Source organism: Microbacterium sp. NPDC055502 (assembly GCF_053643635.1).
Genome location: NZ_JBSHKJ010000001.1, coordinates 1483567 through 1498763, shown reverse-complemented (window position 1 = coordinate 1498763; position 15197 = coordinate 1483567). Strand labels below are relative to the sequence as shown.

Below are 15197 nucleotides of genomic sequence, written 5' to 3'. Positions count from 1 at the left end.
GCGGCCTAAGCTCGGGGTATGAGCATGCACCCCCAGGGCGCGCGCGCCGAGCTGCTCGCCGCCGCCACGGATCACACCTGGGGCGTGCCGATCCCGCCGCTCGCCGACCCGCGCACCGCGCACGACGCCGCCGTGCTCATCCTGTTCGGCGTGCTCGACCGCACCCCGGCCCCCGCCGCCGACACCGCGGTCTCGCGCGACCTCGACGTGCTGCTGCAGCGCCGCGCCCCCACGCTGTCGTCGCACCCCGGGCAGGTGTCGTTCCCCGGTGGTCGCGTCGAGCCGACCGACGCGGATGCCGTGGCCACCGCGCTGCGCGAGGCCGAGGAGGAGACGGGACTCGACCCCGCGGGGGTCGAGGTACTGTCGACCCTCCCGGTCATCCCGCTCGCCGCGAGCAACCACCTCGTCACGCCCGTGCTCGCGTGGTGGCAGTCGCCGTCGCGGGTCGTCGCCGTCGATCATGCGGAGACCGTCGAGGTGTTCCGCGTGCCGGTGGCCCAGCTGCTCGACCCCGCGACCCGGTTCACCTCGACGCTGTCGCGGATGGGCCGCACGTTCCGCGGCCCGGCGTTCGACGTGGACGGCACCATCGTGTGGGGGTTCACGGCCATGGTGCTCGATGCCCTGTTCGACGCCACCGGCTGGACGGTGCCGTGGGATGCGACCGTGGAGCGGCCCATCGAGCTGTGACGCGCGGACGGCCGAAACCCGCCGTACCGGCCTCGGTAGGCTGGACGGGTGAAGATCCTCGTCCTCGGTTCCGGTGCCCGTGAGCACGCGATCATCCTCGCCCTGCGCGCAGAGGAGGTGGAGCACGAGATCGTCGTCGCCCCGGGCAACGCCGGCATCGCGCACGACGCGACGCCCGTGTCGGTCGACCCGCTCGACGCGGCCGCAGTCACGGCGTTCGCGAACGAGCACGCGGTCGACCTCGTCGTGATCGGGCCGGAGGCGCCGCTGGTCGCCGGTGTCGCCGACGAGCTCCGCGAGCGCGGCATCCCCGTGTTCGGACCGGGCAGGGCCGCGGCGCAGCTGGAGGGGTCGAAGTCGTTCGCCAAGCGGGTCATGGACGCCGCGGGCGTGCCGACCGGGCGGGCCGTGCGTGCCGCGACGACCGCCGAGGTCGAGGCCGCGTTCGACGACCTGGGCGCCCCGTACGTGGTCAAGGCCGACGGGCTCGCCGCGGGCAAGGGCGTGATCGTGACGGACGACCGCGCCGAGGCGCTCGCGCACGCCGCGCAGTATCTTCCCGCCGGGCCCGTGCTCGTGGAGGAGTTCCTGTCCGGTCCCGAGGTGTCGCTGTTCTTCCTGAGCGACGGCGACACCGTGCGGGCGCTCAGCCCCGCGCAGGACTTCAAGCGGGCGTACGACGGCGACGCCGGTCCCAACACGGGCGGCATGGGCGCGTACTCCCCGCTGCCGTGGCTCGCGGAGCAGTTCGGCAGCGAGCAGGCCTTCGTCGAGGAGGTCACGCGCGACGTGGCGCTCCCCGTGGTCCGGCAGCTCGACGCGGAGGGCACGCCGTTCATCGGGCTGCTGTACGCCGGGCTCATCCTCACCCCGAACGGCGTGCGGGTGATCGAGTTCAACGCGCGCTTCGGCGACCCCGAGACGCAGGTCGTGCTGCCGCGGCTGCAGACCCCGCTGTCGCAGTTGCTGTTCGCCGCGGCCTCGGGCACGCTCGAGGATCAGCCGGAGCCGGAGTTCCGTGACGACGCCGCCATCACCGTGGTGCTCGCGAGCGAGGGCTACCCGGAGTCGCCGCAGACCGGCCGTCCGATCGAGGGCCTGGACGCGGCGGCCGAGGTCGAGGGTGTGCGCCTGGTGCACGCCGCGACCGCGAGCCCCGACGCGCCCGGAGGCTCCCTCATCGCCACGGGCGGCCGCGTGCTGAACGTGGTCGCCGTCGCCCCGGACTTCCGCACGGCGCGCGACCGCGCGTACGACGCGATCGCGCGCATCCGACTCGAGGGCGCGCACTTCCGCAGCGACATCGCCGCCCGCGTCGCCGAGTAGCGCGCGGCCCGACGGGAGCGGGCGTTTGCGACAGGGGTCGCGCGAATCCTGCCGTTCTGCGGGGATCGGCTTGACAGCGTCGACTTTCTTCAAGAAAGTGACGGCATGCCCCTCCGTTCCGACTGGTCGTCCGCGACCTGCCCGATCGCCCGCTCGGCCGACGTGCTCGCCGACCCCTGGGTGCTGCTCCTGCTGCGCGAGCTGTTCTCCGGCCGCACCCGCTTCGACGAGCTGCGCGCGGCCACGGGTGCCGCCGACTCCGTGCTGTCTCGCCGGCTCACCGCCATGCACGACGCCGGGCTCCTGACCCGCGAAGACCCGAGCGAGGCTCGCAGCGGCTACCGCCTGACCGACGCCGGACTCGCGACACTGCCGATCCTCCACGCGTACGCCCACTTCAGCCGCACGACCGACCCGGACGGCCCCTGGGGGCTCGAGGTCTCGTGCGCGCGCTGCGGTGACACCGCCGTCTCCGTGGACTGGTGCGCGCACTGCGGCGCCCCGCTCGACGCGCACAGCACTCGGTGGGCCCGGCGCAGCATGGGCGGCGAGCCGTTCGCGCTGCACACCGGGGCGAACGCATGACCGCCGAGTCCGTCGACGAGCCCGTACAGGACCCACCCGCACGCCGTCGCCGCCTCCACCCCGCCTGGACGGTCGCGCTCGTCGCCCTCATCGCCCTGATCGGCGCCGCGGGGTTCCGGGCGGCGCCGGGCGTGCTCATGGTGCCACTGGAGGAGGAGTTCGGCTGGACGACGGCCGAGCTGTCGCTCGCGGTCTCCGTCAACCTGCTGCTGTACGGGCTGATCGCCCCCTTCGCGGCCGCGCTCATGCAACGCTTCGGCATCCGCGCGGTCACCGTCACCGCCCTGTTCGTGATCGGTGCGGGCGCCGCCCTGAGCGTGCTCGTCGCCACCCCCGCCCAGCTCATCCTCACGTGGGGCGTGCTGATCGGACTCGGCACCGGGTCGATGGCGCTCGTGTTCGCTGCGACCATCACCGACACCTGGTTCGCGACGCGCCGCGGTCTCGTGTCCGGCGTGCTCACCGCGGGCAGCGCCACCGGACAGCTGATCTTCCTGCCGGTCATCGCGGCCGCGGCGGAGGACATCGGCTGGCGAGGGGCGTCGTTCATCATCGCGGGCGGCGCGCTCGCGGTCGCGCCCCTGGTGTGGATCTTCGTGCGCAACCGCCCGAGCGACCTCGGCGTCGGACGGTACGGCGAGCCCGCGCCCGCCTCCCCACCGGCACCCCTGCCCCGAGGCAACGCCTGGGGTGCCGCCGCCCTCGCCATCCGCACGCTCCGCGAGGCCGCCCGCACCAAGACGTTCTGGGCCCTCGCGATCGGCTTCGCGATCTGCGGCGCGACCACCAACGGCCTGATCGGCACGCACTTCATCCCCAGCGCGCACGACCACGGCATGCCGACCACGACCGCCGCCGGACTCCTGGCCGTGGTCGGGATCTTCGACATCGCGGGCACCGTGTTCTCCGGCTGGCTGACCGACCGCGTCAACCCGCGCATCCTGCTCGCCGCGTACTACGCCCTGCGCGGGGTGAGCCTGCTGTTCCTGCCCAGCCTGCTGTCGGCCGAGGTGCAGCCCAGCATCATCGTGTTCATCGTGATCTACGGCCTCGACTGGGTCGCCACGGTGCCGCCGACGATCGCGCTGTGCCGCGAGGTGTTCGGCGACCGCGGCCCGCTGGTGTTCGGCTGGGTGTTCGCCGCCCATCAGATCGGTGCGGGCATCGCCTCGATCCTCGCGGGGCTCGTGCGCGACCACACCGGTCAGTACACGGTCGCGTGGTTCGCCGCGGCCGGCCTCTGCGCCGTCGCGGCGCTGGTCAGCGCAACCATCCGTCGCCACCCCGCACCCGTCCGCGAGTAGCCCGCTCCTTTCGCGGAACGACGCGGATGCGTACGGTCAGAGCACCTTCGACAGGAAGTCCTGCAGGCGCTCGTTCTTGGGGGAGCCGAACAGCTCGGCCGGCGCAGCCTCCTCGACCACGACACCGCCGTCCATGAACACCGTGCGGTCGGACACCTCGCGCGCGAAGCCCATCTCGTGCGTGACCAGCACCATGGTCATGCCGCCCTCAGCCAGGTCGCGGATCACCTGCAGCACCTCGCCGACCATCTCCGGGTCGAGCGCGCTGGTGGCCTCGTCGAACAGCATGATCTCGGGGTCCATCGCGAGCGCACGGGCGATGGCGACCCGCTGCTTCTGGCCGCCGGAGAGCGAGGCGGGCTTGGCGTCCGCCTTCTCCGACAGCCCGACGCGCTCCAGCAGCGACAGCGCCCGCTCGCGCGCCTGGGCCTTGGTCATGCGGCCGAGCTCGACCGGCGCGAGGGTGATGTTCTCCAGCACGGTCATGTGCGGGAACAGGTTGAAGTGCTGGAAGACCATGCCGATGCGCTGGCGCACCTCGTCGAGCTTGACGCTCTTGTCGGTGAGGTCGACGCCGTCGATGACGACGTGCCCCGAGGTCGGCTCCTCGAGCTTGTTGAGGCAGCGCAGCAGCGTGGACTTGCCCGAGCCGGAGGGCCCGATCACCGCGACGACCTCGCCGTCGTCGACCGTGAGGTCGATGCCCTTCAGGACCTCGTTGTCGCCGAACGACTTGTGCAGGTTCCTGACGTCGATCTTGCTCATGCGTTGAGCGTCCTCTCCAGGCGGTTCGCGAGCAGCGTCAGCAGCGTGATCACGACGAAGTAGATGATGGCGACGATGGTGAGCACCTGCGCCGACAGGTAGGTGGAGGCGATGATCTGGCGCGACACGAAGGTCAGCTCCGCGAGGCCGATCACGCTGATGAGCGAGGTGTCCTTGAGGGTGATGATGCCCTGGTTCACGAACGAGGGGATCATGATGCGGAACGCCTGCGGCAGCACGACCTTGCGCATCGTCTTCCAGTGGCTCAGGCCCAGCGAACGCGAGGCCTCGGCCTGACCGGGGTCGACCGCCTGGATGCCGCCGCGGATGATCTCGGTCATGTAGGCACCGGTGTTGAGCGACAGCGTGATCGCGCCGGCCACAAACGGGTCGAACTTCAGGTCGGGGATCAGCTGCGGGATCGCGAAGAAGACGAAGAACGCCTGGATCAGGATCGGGGTGCCGCGGAACACGTACACGTAGGCCGTGGCGACCCAGCGGAACGGCGCGAACTTCGAGATGCGCCCGAAGCCGAAGATGATGCCGAGGATGAAGGCCGCGACCACCGCGACGATCGTGGCGAGGATCGTGAGCCACAGACCCTGCATGAGCGCGGGCCAGTACTTCACCGCGACGGAGATGATGTCGGTGGGCTGCGCGCTCGGCTCGCCCTCACCCGAGGCGAGGTACGTGTCGACGATCTCGTCGTACTCGCCCGAGTCCTGGAGGTTCGCGAGCCCCGCGTTGAACATCTCCAGCAGCTCGGCGTTCTGCCCCTTGTTGACCGCGAAGCCGTACTCGCCGCCGAGCTCCGGATCGCCGATCAGCCGGAAGCCCGACCCCTGCTGGATGCCGTACGCGAGCACCGGGAAGTCCTCGAAGTAGCCGACCGCCTGCCCGGCCTTCACGGCGTCGACCATGTCGGTCGTGTCCTGGTACGGCGTGATGCGGAAGCCGTACTTCTCCTGGTTCTCCTCGGCGAAGGTCTGGCCCTGCGTGCCGGTCTTGACCGCGACCGCCTTGCCGTCGAGGTCGTCGAGCGACTCGATGTCGCTGGACTCCAGCACCCCCAGCTGCACCCCGCTGGTGAAGTACGGATCGCTGAAGTCGAACGTCTGCTGGCGCTCCTCGGTGATCGACATGCCGGCCATCACCGCGTCGACCTGGTTGGACTGGAGGGCCTGCACGGCGGCGTCGAAGCCCAGCTGGCGGATCTCGACCTCGAAGCCCTGGTCCTTCGCGATCGCGCGCAGCAGGTCCATGTCGATGCCGACGAGCTCGCCGTTCGCGTCCGTGAACTCGAACGGGGCGAACGTGGTGTCGGTGCCGATCACGTAGGTCTCGCCCTCGGCCGCGGCGGGCGCGGCTCCGGCGAGGAGCGCACCGGCGGCGACGAGCGCGGCGAGCGCGGACGCGGTCGCCGTCCGGGCGAAGCGGCGCAGGCGGCGCGCCGTGGAGGATGGATTTCGGCTCACGTCGAGTGCTCCTCGGAGGTTCGGATGGGGCGACCCGGCGGCCGCCGACCATCCACCCTAACCCTGTGAACCCGCTGAACCGGAACGCGGGAGTCCGCGGAACCCGCGCGAAGAACCGGCTCACGACACGGCGAGGCGCCTCCCGGTCTCGGGGTCGAAGCAGTGCAGGCGCGCGCGGGTCAGGTCGACCACCACCGCGTCGCCGACACCGTAGGAGCCGAACCCGGGCACGCGCACGAGGAACTCGACGTCGCCCATCGTGAGGTGCACGTCGGAGACGTTGCCGAGCGGCTCCACCGCGACGACGGTGCCGTGCGGCTGCTCACCGGCCAGCGGTCGCCGCAGGTCGCACTCCTCCGGGCGCAGTCCGACGCGGATCTCCTCGGGCAGCGCACCCGACTCCACACCGAACGCGGTCCCCGGGAGCACGTGCCTGCCACGCTCGCCCCGCTTCGCCGTGAACAGGTTCATGCGCGGTTTGCCCACGAACGACGCCACGAACTCGGTCGCCGGCTCGTGGTACACCTCGTACGGGCTGCCGTACTGCTCCAGCCGCCCGCGGCTCATCACGGCGATCCGGTCGGAGAGCGTCATGGCCTCCTCCTGGTCGTGCGTGACGTAGACGCTGGTCGCGCCGAGCTCGCGGTGCAGCACCTTGAGCTCGCTGCGGGTCTGGTCGCGCAGCAGTGCGTCGAGGTTCGACAGCGGCTCGTCGAACAGGAACACCGCGGGGCGCCGGGCGATGGCGCGGGCGAGGGCCACGCGCTGCCGCTGTCCACCCGACAGGCTCTTGGGCTTCACGTCGAGCACGTGGGCGATGTCGAGCCGTCGGGCGGCGTCGCGCACCCGGCGGTCGATCTCGTCCTTGGCGACCTTGCGCATGCGCAGCCCGAACGCGATGTTCTCGTAGACGCTCATGTGCGGATACAGCGCGTAGTCCTGGAACACGAACGCCAGGTCGCGCTTGTCGGGGTCGAGGTCGTCGACCCGCCGCCCGTCGATGAGGATCTCCCCGCCCGAGATGTCCTCCAGTCCGGCGATCATGTTGAGCGTGGTGGTCTTGCCGCAGCCGGAGGGACCGAGCAGCGACACGAAGTGCCCGTCCTCGATCACGTAGCTGAGGTCGGAGACCGCCTTGCGGGCCTCGTGCCCGCGCCTCGGGCGTCCGTACGACTTCTCGACGCCCACCAGTTCGATCTGTGCCATGATCAGCCTTTCACCGCACCCTCGGTCATACCGCGGATGATCCATTTCTGTGCCACGAGGGTGAGGATCAGGACCGGGATGGCCGTGATCACTCCCGCCGTCGCCGCGGACGTGTAGTCCATCGCGAACAGCCCCTGGAACGCCGCGGTCTTCACCGGCAGGGTCACGGCGTTGTTCGACGTCAGCACCTTCGCCAGGAAGAAGTCGCTCCAGCTGGTGATGAACGCCAGGATCGCGGTCGCCGCCATGCCGGGCGCGGCGAGCGGGAAGGCGATCCGGTACATGATCTGGAACCGGTTGCACCCGTCGATGCGGGCGGCGCGTTCCAGGCTCGGCGGGATGTCCTCGAAGAACCCGACCAGCATCCAGATCACGAGCGGCAGGATGAACGCCGTGTACGTCGCGATCAGCCCGAGCAGCTGGTCGTAGAGGCCGACCGAGCGCAGCAGGATGAACAGGGGCACCGCGAGCACGATCACGGGGATCGCCTGCACGGTCATCATGCTCAGCAGCAGGGGCTGGCGACCGCGGAACTTGAAGCGGGCGATCGCGTAGGCGCAGGCCGCGCCCACGGTCATGCAGATGATCGTGGTGGAGATGCCGACGATCGCGGAGTTCGCCATCGGGGTGAGGAAGCTGCCGTCCGACAGCAGGCGCACGTAGGACTCCACGGTCAGCAGGGACGGCGACAGGTCGGGGGTACGGCCCTGCAGCGCGCTCGACGGATACACGCTGAACACGAACATCCACAGGAACGGCGCCAGGAAGAACGCCATCACGAGCACGAGCAGCACCGCGCACACGACGGCCGTGAGGCGGCGCCGTCCGCGTCGCGACACCCGGCGCCCGCGCGGGCGGGCGGTGGTGACGAGGGCGGTGGTGGTCAGGTCAGGCATGCGCCTCTCCCCTCTTGCGACGGAACCCGCCGAACAGCAGGATCCAGAACACGGCCACCACGAGCACGAGGATCATGATCCCGACCGCCATCGCCGAGCCGTAGCCGCGGTCCAGGTTGCTGAAGTTCACCAGGTACGCGAGGAAGTTGATGGTGGTGGTGCCCTCGGCTGGGCCGCCGGAGCCGCCCGTGAGCACGTAGATGGTGTCGAACACCTTGAGCGACCACATCGACTGCACGATCAGCGCGAACATCAGGGCGCCGCGCATGTTGGGCAGGGTGATGCGCCAGAAGGCCCGCCACGGTCCCGCGCCGTCGATCGCCGCCGCCCGGTACAGGTTCGACGGGATGCCCTGCAGCGCCGCGAGCATCAGCAGACACAGGAACGGCAGCAGCTTCCACATCTCCGCGAACACCAGGATGTTCATCGCGAGCGCGGGGTCGGACAGCCACTGCACGTTCTCCTCCGTGAGACCGAGTCCGCGCAGGATCGTGTTGGCGATGCCGGTGCTGCCGTCGAAGATCAGCTTCCACATGATGCCGTTCACGACGGGCGGCACGGCCCACGGCACGAGCAGCAGCACCCGGGCGAGCGTGCGTCCGCGGAACTCCCGGTTCAGCAGCACCGCGATCGCCACGGCCAGCGCGACCCCGCCGATCACGGTGATCACCGAGAAGTACGCCGTGCGCTCCATCGCCCGGTGCACCGCGGGGTCGGTCAGCAGCTGCCCGTAGTTCTCCAGCCCGATGAAGGGGTGCTCCATGCCCAGCTTGTCGTTCCACTGGTGGAACGACATGAACACGGCGTAGCCCATCGGGTAGCCGAGCAGCATCGCGATGATCAGCACCGCCGGCGCGATCAGCAGGAGGCCGAAACGCAGATCCCGCCGGCGGCTCCTCTCCAGGAGGTTGACGCCCATTCCCCGATCCCTACTTCAGGTACTTCTTCACGAGGTCCTCCGCCGTCTTCTGCGCCGACTCCAGCGCCTCCTTGGGGGAGGTCTTGCCGTTCATGGCGTTGATGAGCTGCACGGAGAGCGCCTGGTCGAGCTCGTTCGACCAGGGCGTGCCGTAGCGCTTGGTGACGTACTCGGTGGACTGCTCGTAGGTGGACAGGATGGGCAGCGCCTCCCGCGCGGCGGGCTCGGCCAGCACCGTCTGCGAGACGGGGAACCAGCCCTCCTTCTCGACGATGTCGGTCTGCACCTTCCCGGTGGTGACGAACTGCAGCCATGCCAGGGCCGCTTCCTTGTTCTTCGAGAACTTGCTGATCGCGAAGCCCTCGGAGCCGTCGATCGACGCCGACCGCACCGACATGCCGGGGAGCAGGCCGTTACCCACCGTCGCGGCCGAGGTCGCGGCGCCGGCGGCCGTGGCGACCGCGTACTGGAACGGCCAGTTGAACACCATGCCGGTGCTGCCGCGGGCGAAGAGGTCGGCGAGGTCGGACGCGTTGGTGATCTGCAGCGAGGAGGGGTCCATCACCTTGTGCACCTGCAGCAGCTCGACCATCTTCGACAGCGCCTCGACGCCCGCGTCACTCGCGAAGGTGGGCTTGTAGTCGGCGTCGTAGAACTCCCCGCCGTTGAGCAGCAGCGCGCGCAGGAAGTTCTGGTAGGCGCCGGCGGGGTTGCCCATGTCGCACGCATAGCCGTACTGCCCGCCGCCGGTGAGGGCCTTGGCCGCCGCGACGAACTCGTCCCAGTTCGCCGGGCCCGTCTCGGGGTCGAGCCCGGCCCCCGCGAACAGGCCCTTGTTCCAGAACATGGTCTGCGCGCTGACGAACTTCGGCAGGCCGTACACCTTGCCCCGCCACGACACCGCGTCGAGCGCCGGCTGGATGAGGTGGTCCGGCACGGCGGAGGGGTCGAGCTCCTCCAGCCATCCGGCCTGCCCGAACTCGGCCGACCAGCCGGCCCACGTCATCACGACGTCGAACGACGAGTCCTGCGCCGCGAACATCGTGGCCATCTTGTCGTGCAGGTCGTTGAAGTTGCCCTGCTGGTAGGTGACGACCTTGATGCCGGTCTGCTTCTCGAACTCGGCGATGGCCCAGTCCTTGAAGATGCTGTTGGTGTTGTCGTCGAGGATGCTGATCTGGCCGGAGGGCTTCCCGGAGCCGGCCGTGAGCGGTCCGGTGCTCTGCTGCCCTCCGCCTCCGGGGGTGCAGCTCGCCAGGGCCATGGCCCCGACGGCGAGGCCACCGAGCTGGAAGATCTGACGCCGGGAGAAGCCCCGGCTCATCGACGGTGATGCGTTCATTTCCTTGCTCCTTCGTGCAGTTCCGGACGGGTGTCGCGTGGTTTCGGGTCTCGCGGTGGTGCAGGTGAAGCGGGGTCAGACGGAGATGGAGACGACGTCGCCGGTCTCGAGGGCGGTGTGCACCGCCTCGATCGCGGCGGTGATGAGGAGGCCGTCGCGGGCGTCCGGCACGTCGACGGGCTCCCCGCGGAGGAGGCGGACGAAGTCGCCGACCATGTCGATGGGCACCCCGTGGATGCGGCCGGCGCGCTCGTGCACGGCCGACTGCACAAGCTGCCCGCGCTGCGCGTCGTAGACGATCACACCGTCGTCGGCGCCGTCGATGTGCACGACCTGACCGGCGGACTGGATCTCGTAGCGGAAGTCGAACACCGACGGCATCGACTCGGGCAGCACCCACGACGAGTTGAGCGCGACGTGCGAGCCGTCGGCCATCGTGAACACGGCGTTGACGCGGTCCCACGTGTCGATGCCGGCCTCGGTGAGGCGGTCGCGCGCGCCGACCGCGTACACCGATACCGGGTGCGTGCGGCCGATCCAGCACGCGAGGTCGAGCGAGTGCGGCATGAGGAACCACGCGGGCGAGCTCTTCGAGGACCACGACAGCATCTCGGTCGGCACGAAGATCGTGTCGTTGAGGTTGATGATCTGGGCGCTGATCCTCGGGTCTCCGTCGGCGCCGAGACGGGTGCGCACCGCCGAGTACCGCACGTTCCAGCGGTTCTCGAAGCCGACCATGACGCGCACCCCGGCGGCGTCGGCGGCCTCGAGGATCGCCCGCGCGTCGTCGACCTCGGTGGCCAGCGGCTTCTCGATCATCAGGTCGAGACCGGCCTGGGCGCAGAGCACCGCCGCCTCGCGGTGGGCGAAGTCGGGGGTTGCGATCACGACGCCGTCGAGGTCGGGGTGGGCGGCGAGCAGCTCCTCGGTGCTCGCATAGCCCGGAACGCCCAGCTGCGCGACCATCGCGGACAGCACGCCGGGGCTGCGGTCGCAGATCGCGACGAGCTCGGACTGGGGGTTCTCCTGCAGCGCTCTGGCGAACATGCCGCCGCGGATCCCGCCGCCGATGACTCCGACTCGTGCCGACCTGCTGTGGTTCACTGCCTACCCCACTTCGTCATGGATGCCCGCGCGCCGCGAGGTATGTATGACACTAAACCATACATTCTTCCTTGTAAACTGATCCGCAGACGGAGCCATCGCCGCCACCCGTCGCGACCGGAAAGGCAGGTGCCATGGCACCGTCAGGCAAACCGCAGGCCGACCTGGTGTTCTCCGACCAGAGCTCGCGCCGTCCGCTCATCACCACGAGCGCGATCGGAGCCGCGAACCGCCGACGCGTGCTGGAGACCCTGCACCGCCTCGGCCCCTCCAGCCGCGCGCAACTGGCCCGCTCGCTCGGCGTGAACCGAGCCACGATCGCCACGATCCTGCAGCCCCTGCTCGACTCCGCCACCCTCGTCGAAGGCGACCCCGTCGCGCCGTCCGAGGCCGGAGGCAAGCCGGCCCGACCGCTCTGGTTCCGCGGCGACGGCCCGTGGCTCGGCGCCGTGCACCTCTCCCCCGACTTCGTCGTGGCCGCCCGCATCGCCTTCGACGGCACGATCCACGAGATGCACCACGCGGCGTACAGCCGCGACGCGTCGACCGACGAGATCACCGCGTGCCTGCACCAGGTGACCGACGGCTGCTTCGCGGGAGAAGCCCTCGTCGGCATCGGCGTCGCCGCGGCGGGCATGGTCGACACGAGCACGGGCAGCGTCATCTCGATGCACCTCACCCCTGGGCTCAACGGCCTCCCGGTCGTCGCGCTGCTGGAGAAGCGCTTCGGCGCCACCACCCTCGTCGACCACCACCCGCGCGTCCAGGCACTGGGCGACCGGTGGTTCGGGCTGGGGCGGGAGATCCAGGACTTCGCATCCGTGTACACCGGTGAGGCGCTGGGCTTCGGGATCGTGCACGGCGGCGAGGTGCTCCGCGGCGAGAACGGTGCCGGGGGCGAGTCCGGCCACACCATCGTGCAGCTCGACGGCGACGAGTGCCGGTGCGGACGGCGCGGCTGCTGGGAGACGGTCGCCACGCTGGGCTGGCTGCGCGACCGGGCCGCGGCCGTCGGCCTCCCGCACGCCGACACCCTCGACTCCCGCAGCCTCGCCGCCCTCGTGGCGGACGGCTCGGACGACGCCGCGGCGCTGCTCGACCTGTACGCCCGCAACCTCGCGATCGGCATCGCGAACAACGAGCAGATCCTCGCGCCAGGGCACTACATCATGCACGGCGACGCCTGCACGGGCGGCGAGGCGCTGCGCACGGCCCTGCAGACCTGGGTCACCCGGCTGGCACCCGAGCGCGGACAGCCGCCGACGGTGTTCTTCGCGGAGGACCCGGATCAGATCACGCTGCTCGGGGGCGCCGGGCTCGTGCTGTCCTCGGTCTTCAGCACTCAGGCCTGACCCGGGGGCGCAGCCGGAACGGGGGAGGGCGCGACCCTCCCCCGGCTCACGCGGGAGGGGCGGGGGCCGCGGTGGCCGGAGCCGCCGCGTCGTCACGGTCGTAGCGACCGAGGAACAGCGCGGCCACGAGCGCGACGACGATCACGGCCGCGGGCAGCAGCAGCGCCTGCGCCATACCTGCCGCGAAGCCCTCCGCCACCTGCGGCGGCAGCGACCCGCCCCCGCTGATGCCCGCCGGCGCGTCCGACAGTCCGGGCAGGTTCGCCTCCAGCCGCGACTGCATGAACGCGGCGATCGACGCCGAACCGATCACCGAGCCGATCGTCCTGGTCGTGTTGTAGATGCCCGCGCCGGCACCGGCCTGCCGCGGCGGCAGCTTGCGCGTGGCCGTGGTCGCGAGCGGACCCCACATGCCCGCGTTGCCGATGCCCATCAGGGCCGACGGCAGCAGGAACATCAGGATCGGGGTGTCCATGGTCGTCAGCGCCGAGTACCAGAGCAGCGCCCCACCCACGCAGAGCAGTCCGGGGATGAGGATCACCCGCGGGTCGACGCGGTCGAGGATCTTGCCGGCTACCGGAGCCAGCACTCCCGACAGCACCGCCATCGGGATGAGCAGCATGGCCGCCTCGGTCGGGGTGAGCCCGCGGGCCGTCTGCAGGAAGAACATCATCGGCAGCGACATGCTGGTGACCGTGAAGCCGACCGCGGCGATCGCGACGTTCGCGCCCGAGAAGTTGCGGTCGCGGAACAGCCCGAGCGGCACGAGCGGCTCACTCCGGGTGCGGGCCTGCTGCACGATGAACAGCGCCAGCACCACGACGCCGGCGATGATCAGGCTCCACACCGAGATCGGACCCCAGATCACACCCCAGTCGAACTTCTCGCCCTCCTGCAGCCCGAACACGATCAGGAACAGGGCCACGGCGCTCAGCACGACACCGACGAGGTCGAAGCGGTGCGGGTGCGTCTTCAGCCTCGGCACCAGGATCCACGCGAGCACGAACGCCACGACACCCACGGGCAGGTTCACGAAGAAGATCCACTCCCAGCCGAGGCCGTCCACCAGCAGGCCGCCCGCGAGCGGACCGACGAGCGTGGCCACGCCGGCGGTCGCCCCCCACAGCCCCATCGCCGCACCGCGCCGCTCCGGCGGGAAGGTGCGCGTGATGACGGCCATGGTCTGCGGCGTCATGAAGGCGGCGCCGAGGCCCTGCACGGCACGCGCCGCGATCAGGCCCTCGAGGGTGGTGGACAGCCCGCACCACAGCGACGCGAGCGTGAACACCGCGAGCCCGATCAGGTAGATGTTCTTCGGGCCGAAGCGGTCACCGAGGCGTCCGGTGATCAGCAGCGGCACCGCGTAGGCCAGCAGGTAGGCGCTGGTGACCCACACGACGTTGTCGAGGTTGTTGGTCTGCGGGTCGAGCGCGGCCTTGATGGCCGGGTTCGCGACCGACACGATCGTGGTGTCGACGAGGATCATGAAGAAGCCGATGACGAGCGCCCACAGGGCGGGCCACGGGCTCTTCGGCGCGTGACCGGCCGCGAACGGGCCGGTCTGAGGCCCTGCGGCCTGGCGGGATTCGGTCATTGCTGTGCAGCCTTTCGCTGAGCGCGGTAGCGGTCGGAGTCGTCGAAGGCGTCCGGCCCCCAGGGGAGATCGTCGCCGTCGAGGCGGGTGAGCAGGGAGTCGAGCCAGCGCAGCTCCGCGTCGAGCAGCGCCTCCTGTCGCTCGATCTCGACGAGGACCTGGGCGGGGACGCCCTTGGTGCGGGCGCCGCGGAGCCCGTCATGGTGCAGCGCGTGCGAGTCCCGGAGGGCGGCGCGGCGGTCGTGGAGCAGCGCGACGACATCGGTGCGTTCGAGGTTGTGGGCCTCGGCGAGCGCGACCCGGGCGTCGACCTCGCGATCGATGCGGGGCAGGGCGCGACGCACCCAGGAGACCACCGTCTCGCGCCCCGCGTCGGTGAGCGTGTAGGTCGTGCGCTCCGGCCGCTTTCCGTCGCGGTCGGTCCCGACCTCGGCGAGCAGCCCCGCCCGCTGCAGCCGGGCGACCGTGTGGTACAGCGTGCCGTTGGTGACGGTGATGAGCCGATCGTCGTGCCGAGCGCGCAGCAGCCGGACCATCTCGTAGGGGTGCATGTCGCTCTCGCGCAGCAGCGCGAGCACCATCACGCCGAGCGGCGTGAGCGCGTCCACCGGGTCCTTCGCCATGCCCCCACCTCGA

The 15197-nt window shown here is 70.5% G+C and carries 14 protein-coding genes; 5 read left to right on the top strand and 9 right to left on the bottom strand.

Annotated elements, in window-relative coordinates; genetic code table 11:
* Window positions 1-18 precede the first annotated feature (18 nt).
* The 4 genes from ACWH95_RS07375 to ACWH95_RS07360 all read left to right on the top strand — a co-directional run bounded on the left by ACWH95_RS07375 (window position 19) and on the right by ACWH95_RS07360 (window position 3908).
* A complete protein-coding gene (locus tag ACWH95_RS07375; RefSeq protein ID WP_454120458.1) occupies window positions 19-693 on the top strand; it encodes an NUDIX hydrolase in 675 nt (224 codons plus the stop codon).
* 48 nt (window positions 694-741) lie between these two features.
* Window positions 742-2019: a phosphoribosylamine--glycine ligase gene (gene purD / locus ACWH95_RS07370; RefSeq protein WP_247638243.1), complete on the top strand. Its 1278-nt coding sequence runs from the start codon at window positions 742-744 to the stop codon at window positions 2017-2019.
* Window positions 2020-2124: 105 nt separating this feature from the next.
* Window positions 2125-2604 carry a winged helix-turn-helix transcriptional regulator gene (locus ACWH95_RS07365; RefSeq protein WP_454120457.1) on the top strand — a complete coding sequence of 160 codons (480 nt, stop codon included), beginning with the start codon at window positions 2125-2127 and terminating at the stop codon, window positions 2602-2604.
* Entirely contained in the window at window positions 2601-3908 is a 1308-nt protein-coding gene (locus ACWH95_RS07360) for an MFS transporter (RefSeq protein ID WP_136037308.1), read from the top strand. Before ACWH95_RS07365 ends, ACWH95_RS07360 begins: the two co-directional genes overlap by 4 nt.
* A 36-nt stretch (window positions 3909-3944) precedes the next feature.
* Here ACWH95_RS07360 and ACWH95_RS07355 read toward each other — a convergent pair whose 3' ends face one another.
* The 7 genes from ACWH95_RS07355 to ACWH95_RS07325 form a co-directional block, all read right to left on the bottom strand.
* On the bottom strand, window positions 3945-4673 hold the full coding sequence (locus ACWH95_RS07355) for an amino acid ABC transporter ATP-binding protein (RefSeq protein WP_136032829.1): 729 nt from the start codon (window positions 4671-4673) through the stop codon (window positions 3945-3947).
* Complete coding sequence (locus tag ACWH95_RS07350; RefSeq protein WP_136032827.1) at window positions 4670-6148, bottom strand: amino acid ABC transporter substrate-binding protein/permease; 1479 nt, start codon at window positions 6146-6148, stop codon at window positions 4670-4672. The genes ACWH95_RS07355 and ACWH95_RS07350 overlap by 4 nt, the downstream gene beginning before the upstream one ends.
* Before the next feature lie 120 nt (window positions 6149-6268).
* The gene (locus ACWH95_RS07345) at window positions 6269-7354 is read right to left on the bottom strand and encodes an ABC transporter ATP-binding protein (RefSeq protein ID WP_378803272.1); all 1086 of its coding nucleotides are present in this window, start codon (window positions 7352-7354) and stop codon (window positions 6269-6271) included.
* Between the two features lie 2 nt (window positions 7355-7356).
* On the bottom strand, window positions 7357-8250 hold the full coding sequence (locus tag ACWH95_RS07340) for a carbohydrate ABC transporter permease (RefSeq protein ID WP_136037310.1): 894 nt from the start codon (window positions 8248-8250) through the stop codon (window positions 7357-7359).
* A complete protein-coding gene (locus ACWH95_RS07335) occupies window positions 8243-9169 on the bottom strand; it encodes a carbohydrate ABC transporter permease (protein WP_136037311.1) in 927 nt (308 codons plus the stop codon). Before ACWH95_RS07335 ends, ACWH95_RS07340 begins: the two co-directional genes overlap by 8 nt.
* A 10-nt stretch (window positions 9170-9179) precedes the next feature.
* The gene (locus tag ACWH95_RS07330; protein WP_454120456.1) at window positions 9180-10511 is read right to left on the bottom strand and encodes an ABC transporter substrate-binding protein; all 1332 of its coding nucleotides are present in this window, start codon (window positions 10509-10511) and stop codon (window positions 9180-9182) included.
* Between the two features lie 75 nt (window positions 10512-10586).
* The gene (locus ACWH95_RS07325) at window positions 10587-11615 is read right to left on the bottom strand and encodes a Gfo/Idh/MocA family protein (RefSeq protein ID WP_247638236.1); all 1029 of its coding nucleotides are present in this window, start codon (window positions 11613-11615) and stop codon (window positions 10587-10589) included.
* Between the two features lie 134 nt (window positions 11616-11749).
* On the opposite strand from ACWH95_RS07325, the gene ACWH95_RS07320 reads away from it, so the two are divergent.
* Window positions 11750-12967 carry an ROK family protein gene (locus tag ACWH95_RS07320; protein ID WP_136037314.1) on the top strand — a complete coding sequence of 406 codons (1218 nt, stop codon included), beginning with the start codon at window positions 11750-11752 and terminating at the stop codon, window positions 12965-12967.
* A 46-nt stretch (window positions 12968-13013) separates the two neighbouring features.
* Here the strand turns inward: ACWH95_RS07320 and ACWH95_RS07315 are convergent, their stop codons facing one another.
* Window positions 13014-14561: a DHA2 family efflux MFS transporter permease subunit gene (locus tag ACWH95_RS07315; RefSeq protein ID WP_136032822.1), complete on the bottom strand. Its 1548-nt coding sequence runs from the start codon at window positions 14559-14561 to the stop codon at window positions 13014-13016.
* Window positions 14558-15184: a PadR family transcriptional regulator gene (locus tag ACWH95_RS07310; protein WP_136036709.1), complete on the bottom strand. Its 627-nt coding sequence runs from the start codon at window positions 15182-15184 to the stop codon at window positions 14558-14560. The genes ACWH95_RS07315 and ACWH95_RS07310 overlap by 4 nt, the downstream gene beginning before the upstream one ends.
* Window positions 15185-15197 lie beyond the last annotated feature (13 nt).

Coding starts and splice junctions, on each gene's coding strand:
- ACWH95_RS07375 (WP_454120458.1), top strand. CDS start 19: ATGAGCATGCACCCCCAGGGCGCGCGCGCCGAGCTGCTCGCCGCCGCC.
- ACWH95_RS07365 (WP_454120457.1), top strand. CDS start 2,125: ATGCCCCTCCGTTCCGACTGGTCGTCCGCGACCTGCCCGATCGCCCGC.
- ACWH95_RS07360 (WP_136037308.1), top strand. CDS start 2,601: ATGACCGCCGAGTCCGTCGACGAGCCCGTACAGGACCCACCCGCACGC.
- ACWH95_RS07355 (WP_136032829.1), bottom strand. CDS start 4,673: ATGAGCAAGATCGACGTCAGGAACCTGCACAAGTCGTTCGGCGACAAC.
- ACWH95_RS07345 (WP_378803272.1), bottom strand. CDS start 7,354: ATGGCACAGATCGAACTGGTGGGCGTCGAGAAGTCGTACGGACGCCCG.
- ACWH95_RS07340 (WP_136037310.1), bottom strand. CDS start 8,250: ATGCCTGACCTGACCACCACCGCCCTCGTCACCACCGCCCGCCCGCGC.
- ACWH95_RS07335 (WP_136037311.1), bottom strand. CDS start 9,169: ATGGGCGTCAACCTCCTGGAGAGGAGCCGCCGGCGGGATCTGCGTTTC.
- ACWH95_RS07330 (WP_454120456.1), bottom strand. CDS start 10,511: ATGAACGCATCACCGTCGATGAGCCGGGGCTTCTCCCGGCGTCAGATC.
- ACWH95_RS07320 (WP_136037314.1), top strand. CDS start 11,750: ATGGCACCGTCAGGCAAACCGCAGGCCGACCTGGTGTTCTCCGACCAG.
- ACWH95_RS07315 (WP_136032822.1), bottom strand. CDS start 14,561: ATGACCGAATCCCGCCAGGCCGCAGGGCCTCAGACCGGCCCGTTCGCG.
- ACWH95_RS07310 (WP_136036709.1), bottom strand. CDS start 15,184: ATGGCGAAGGACCCGGTGGACGCGCTCACGCCGCTCGGCGTGATGGTG.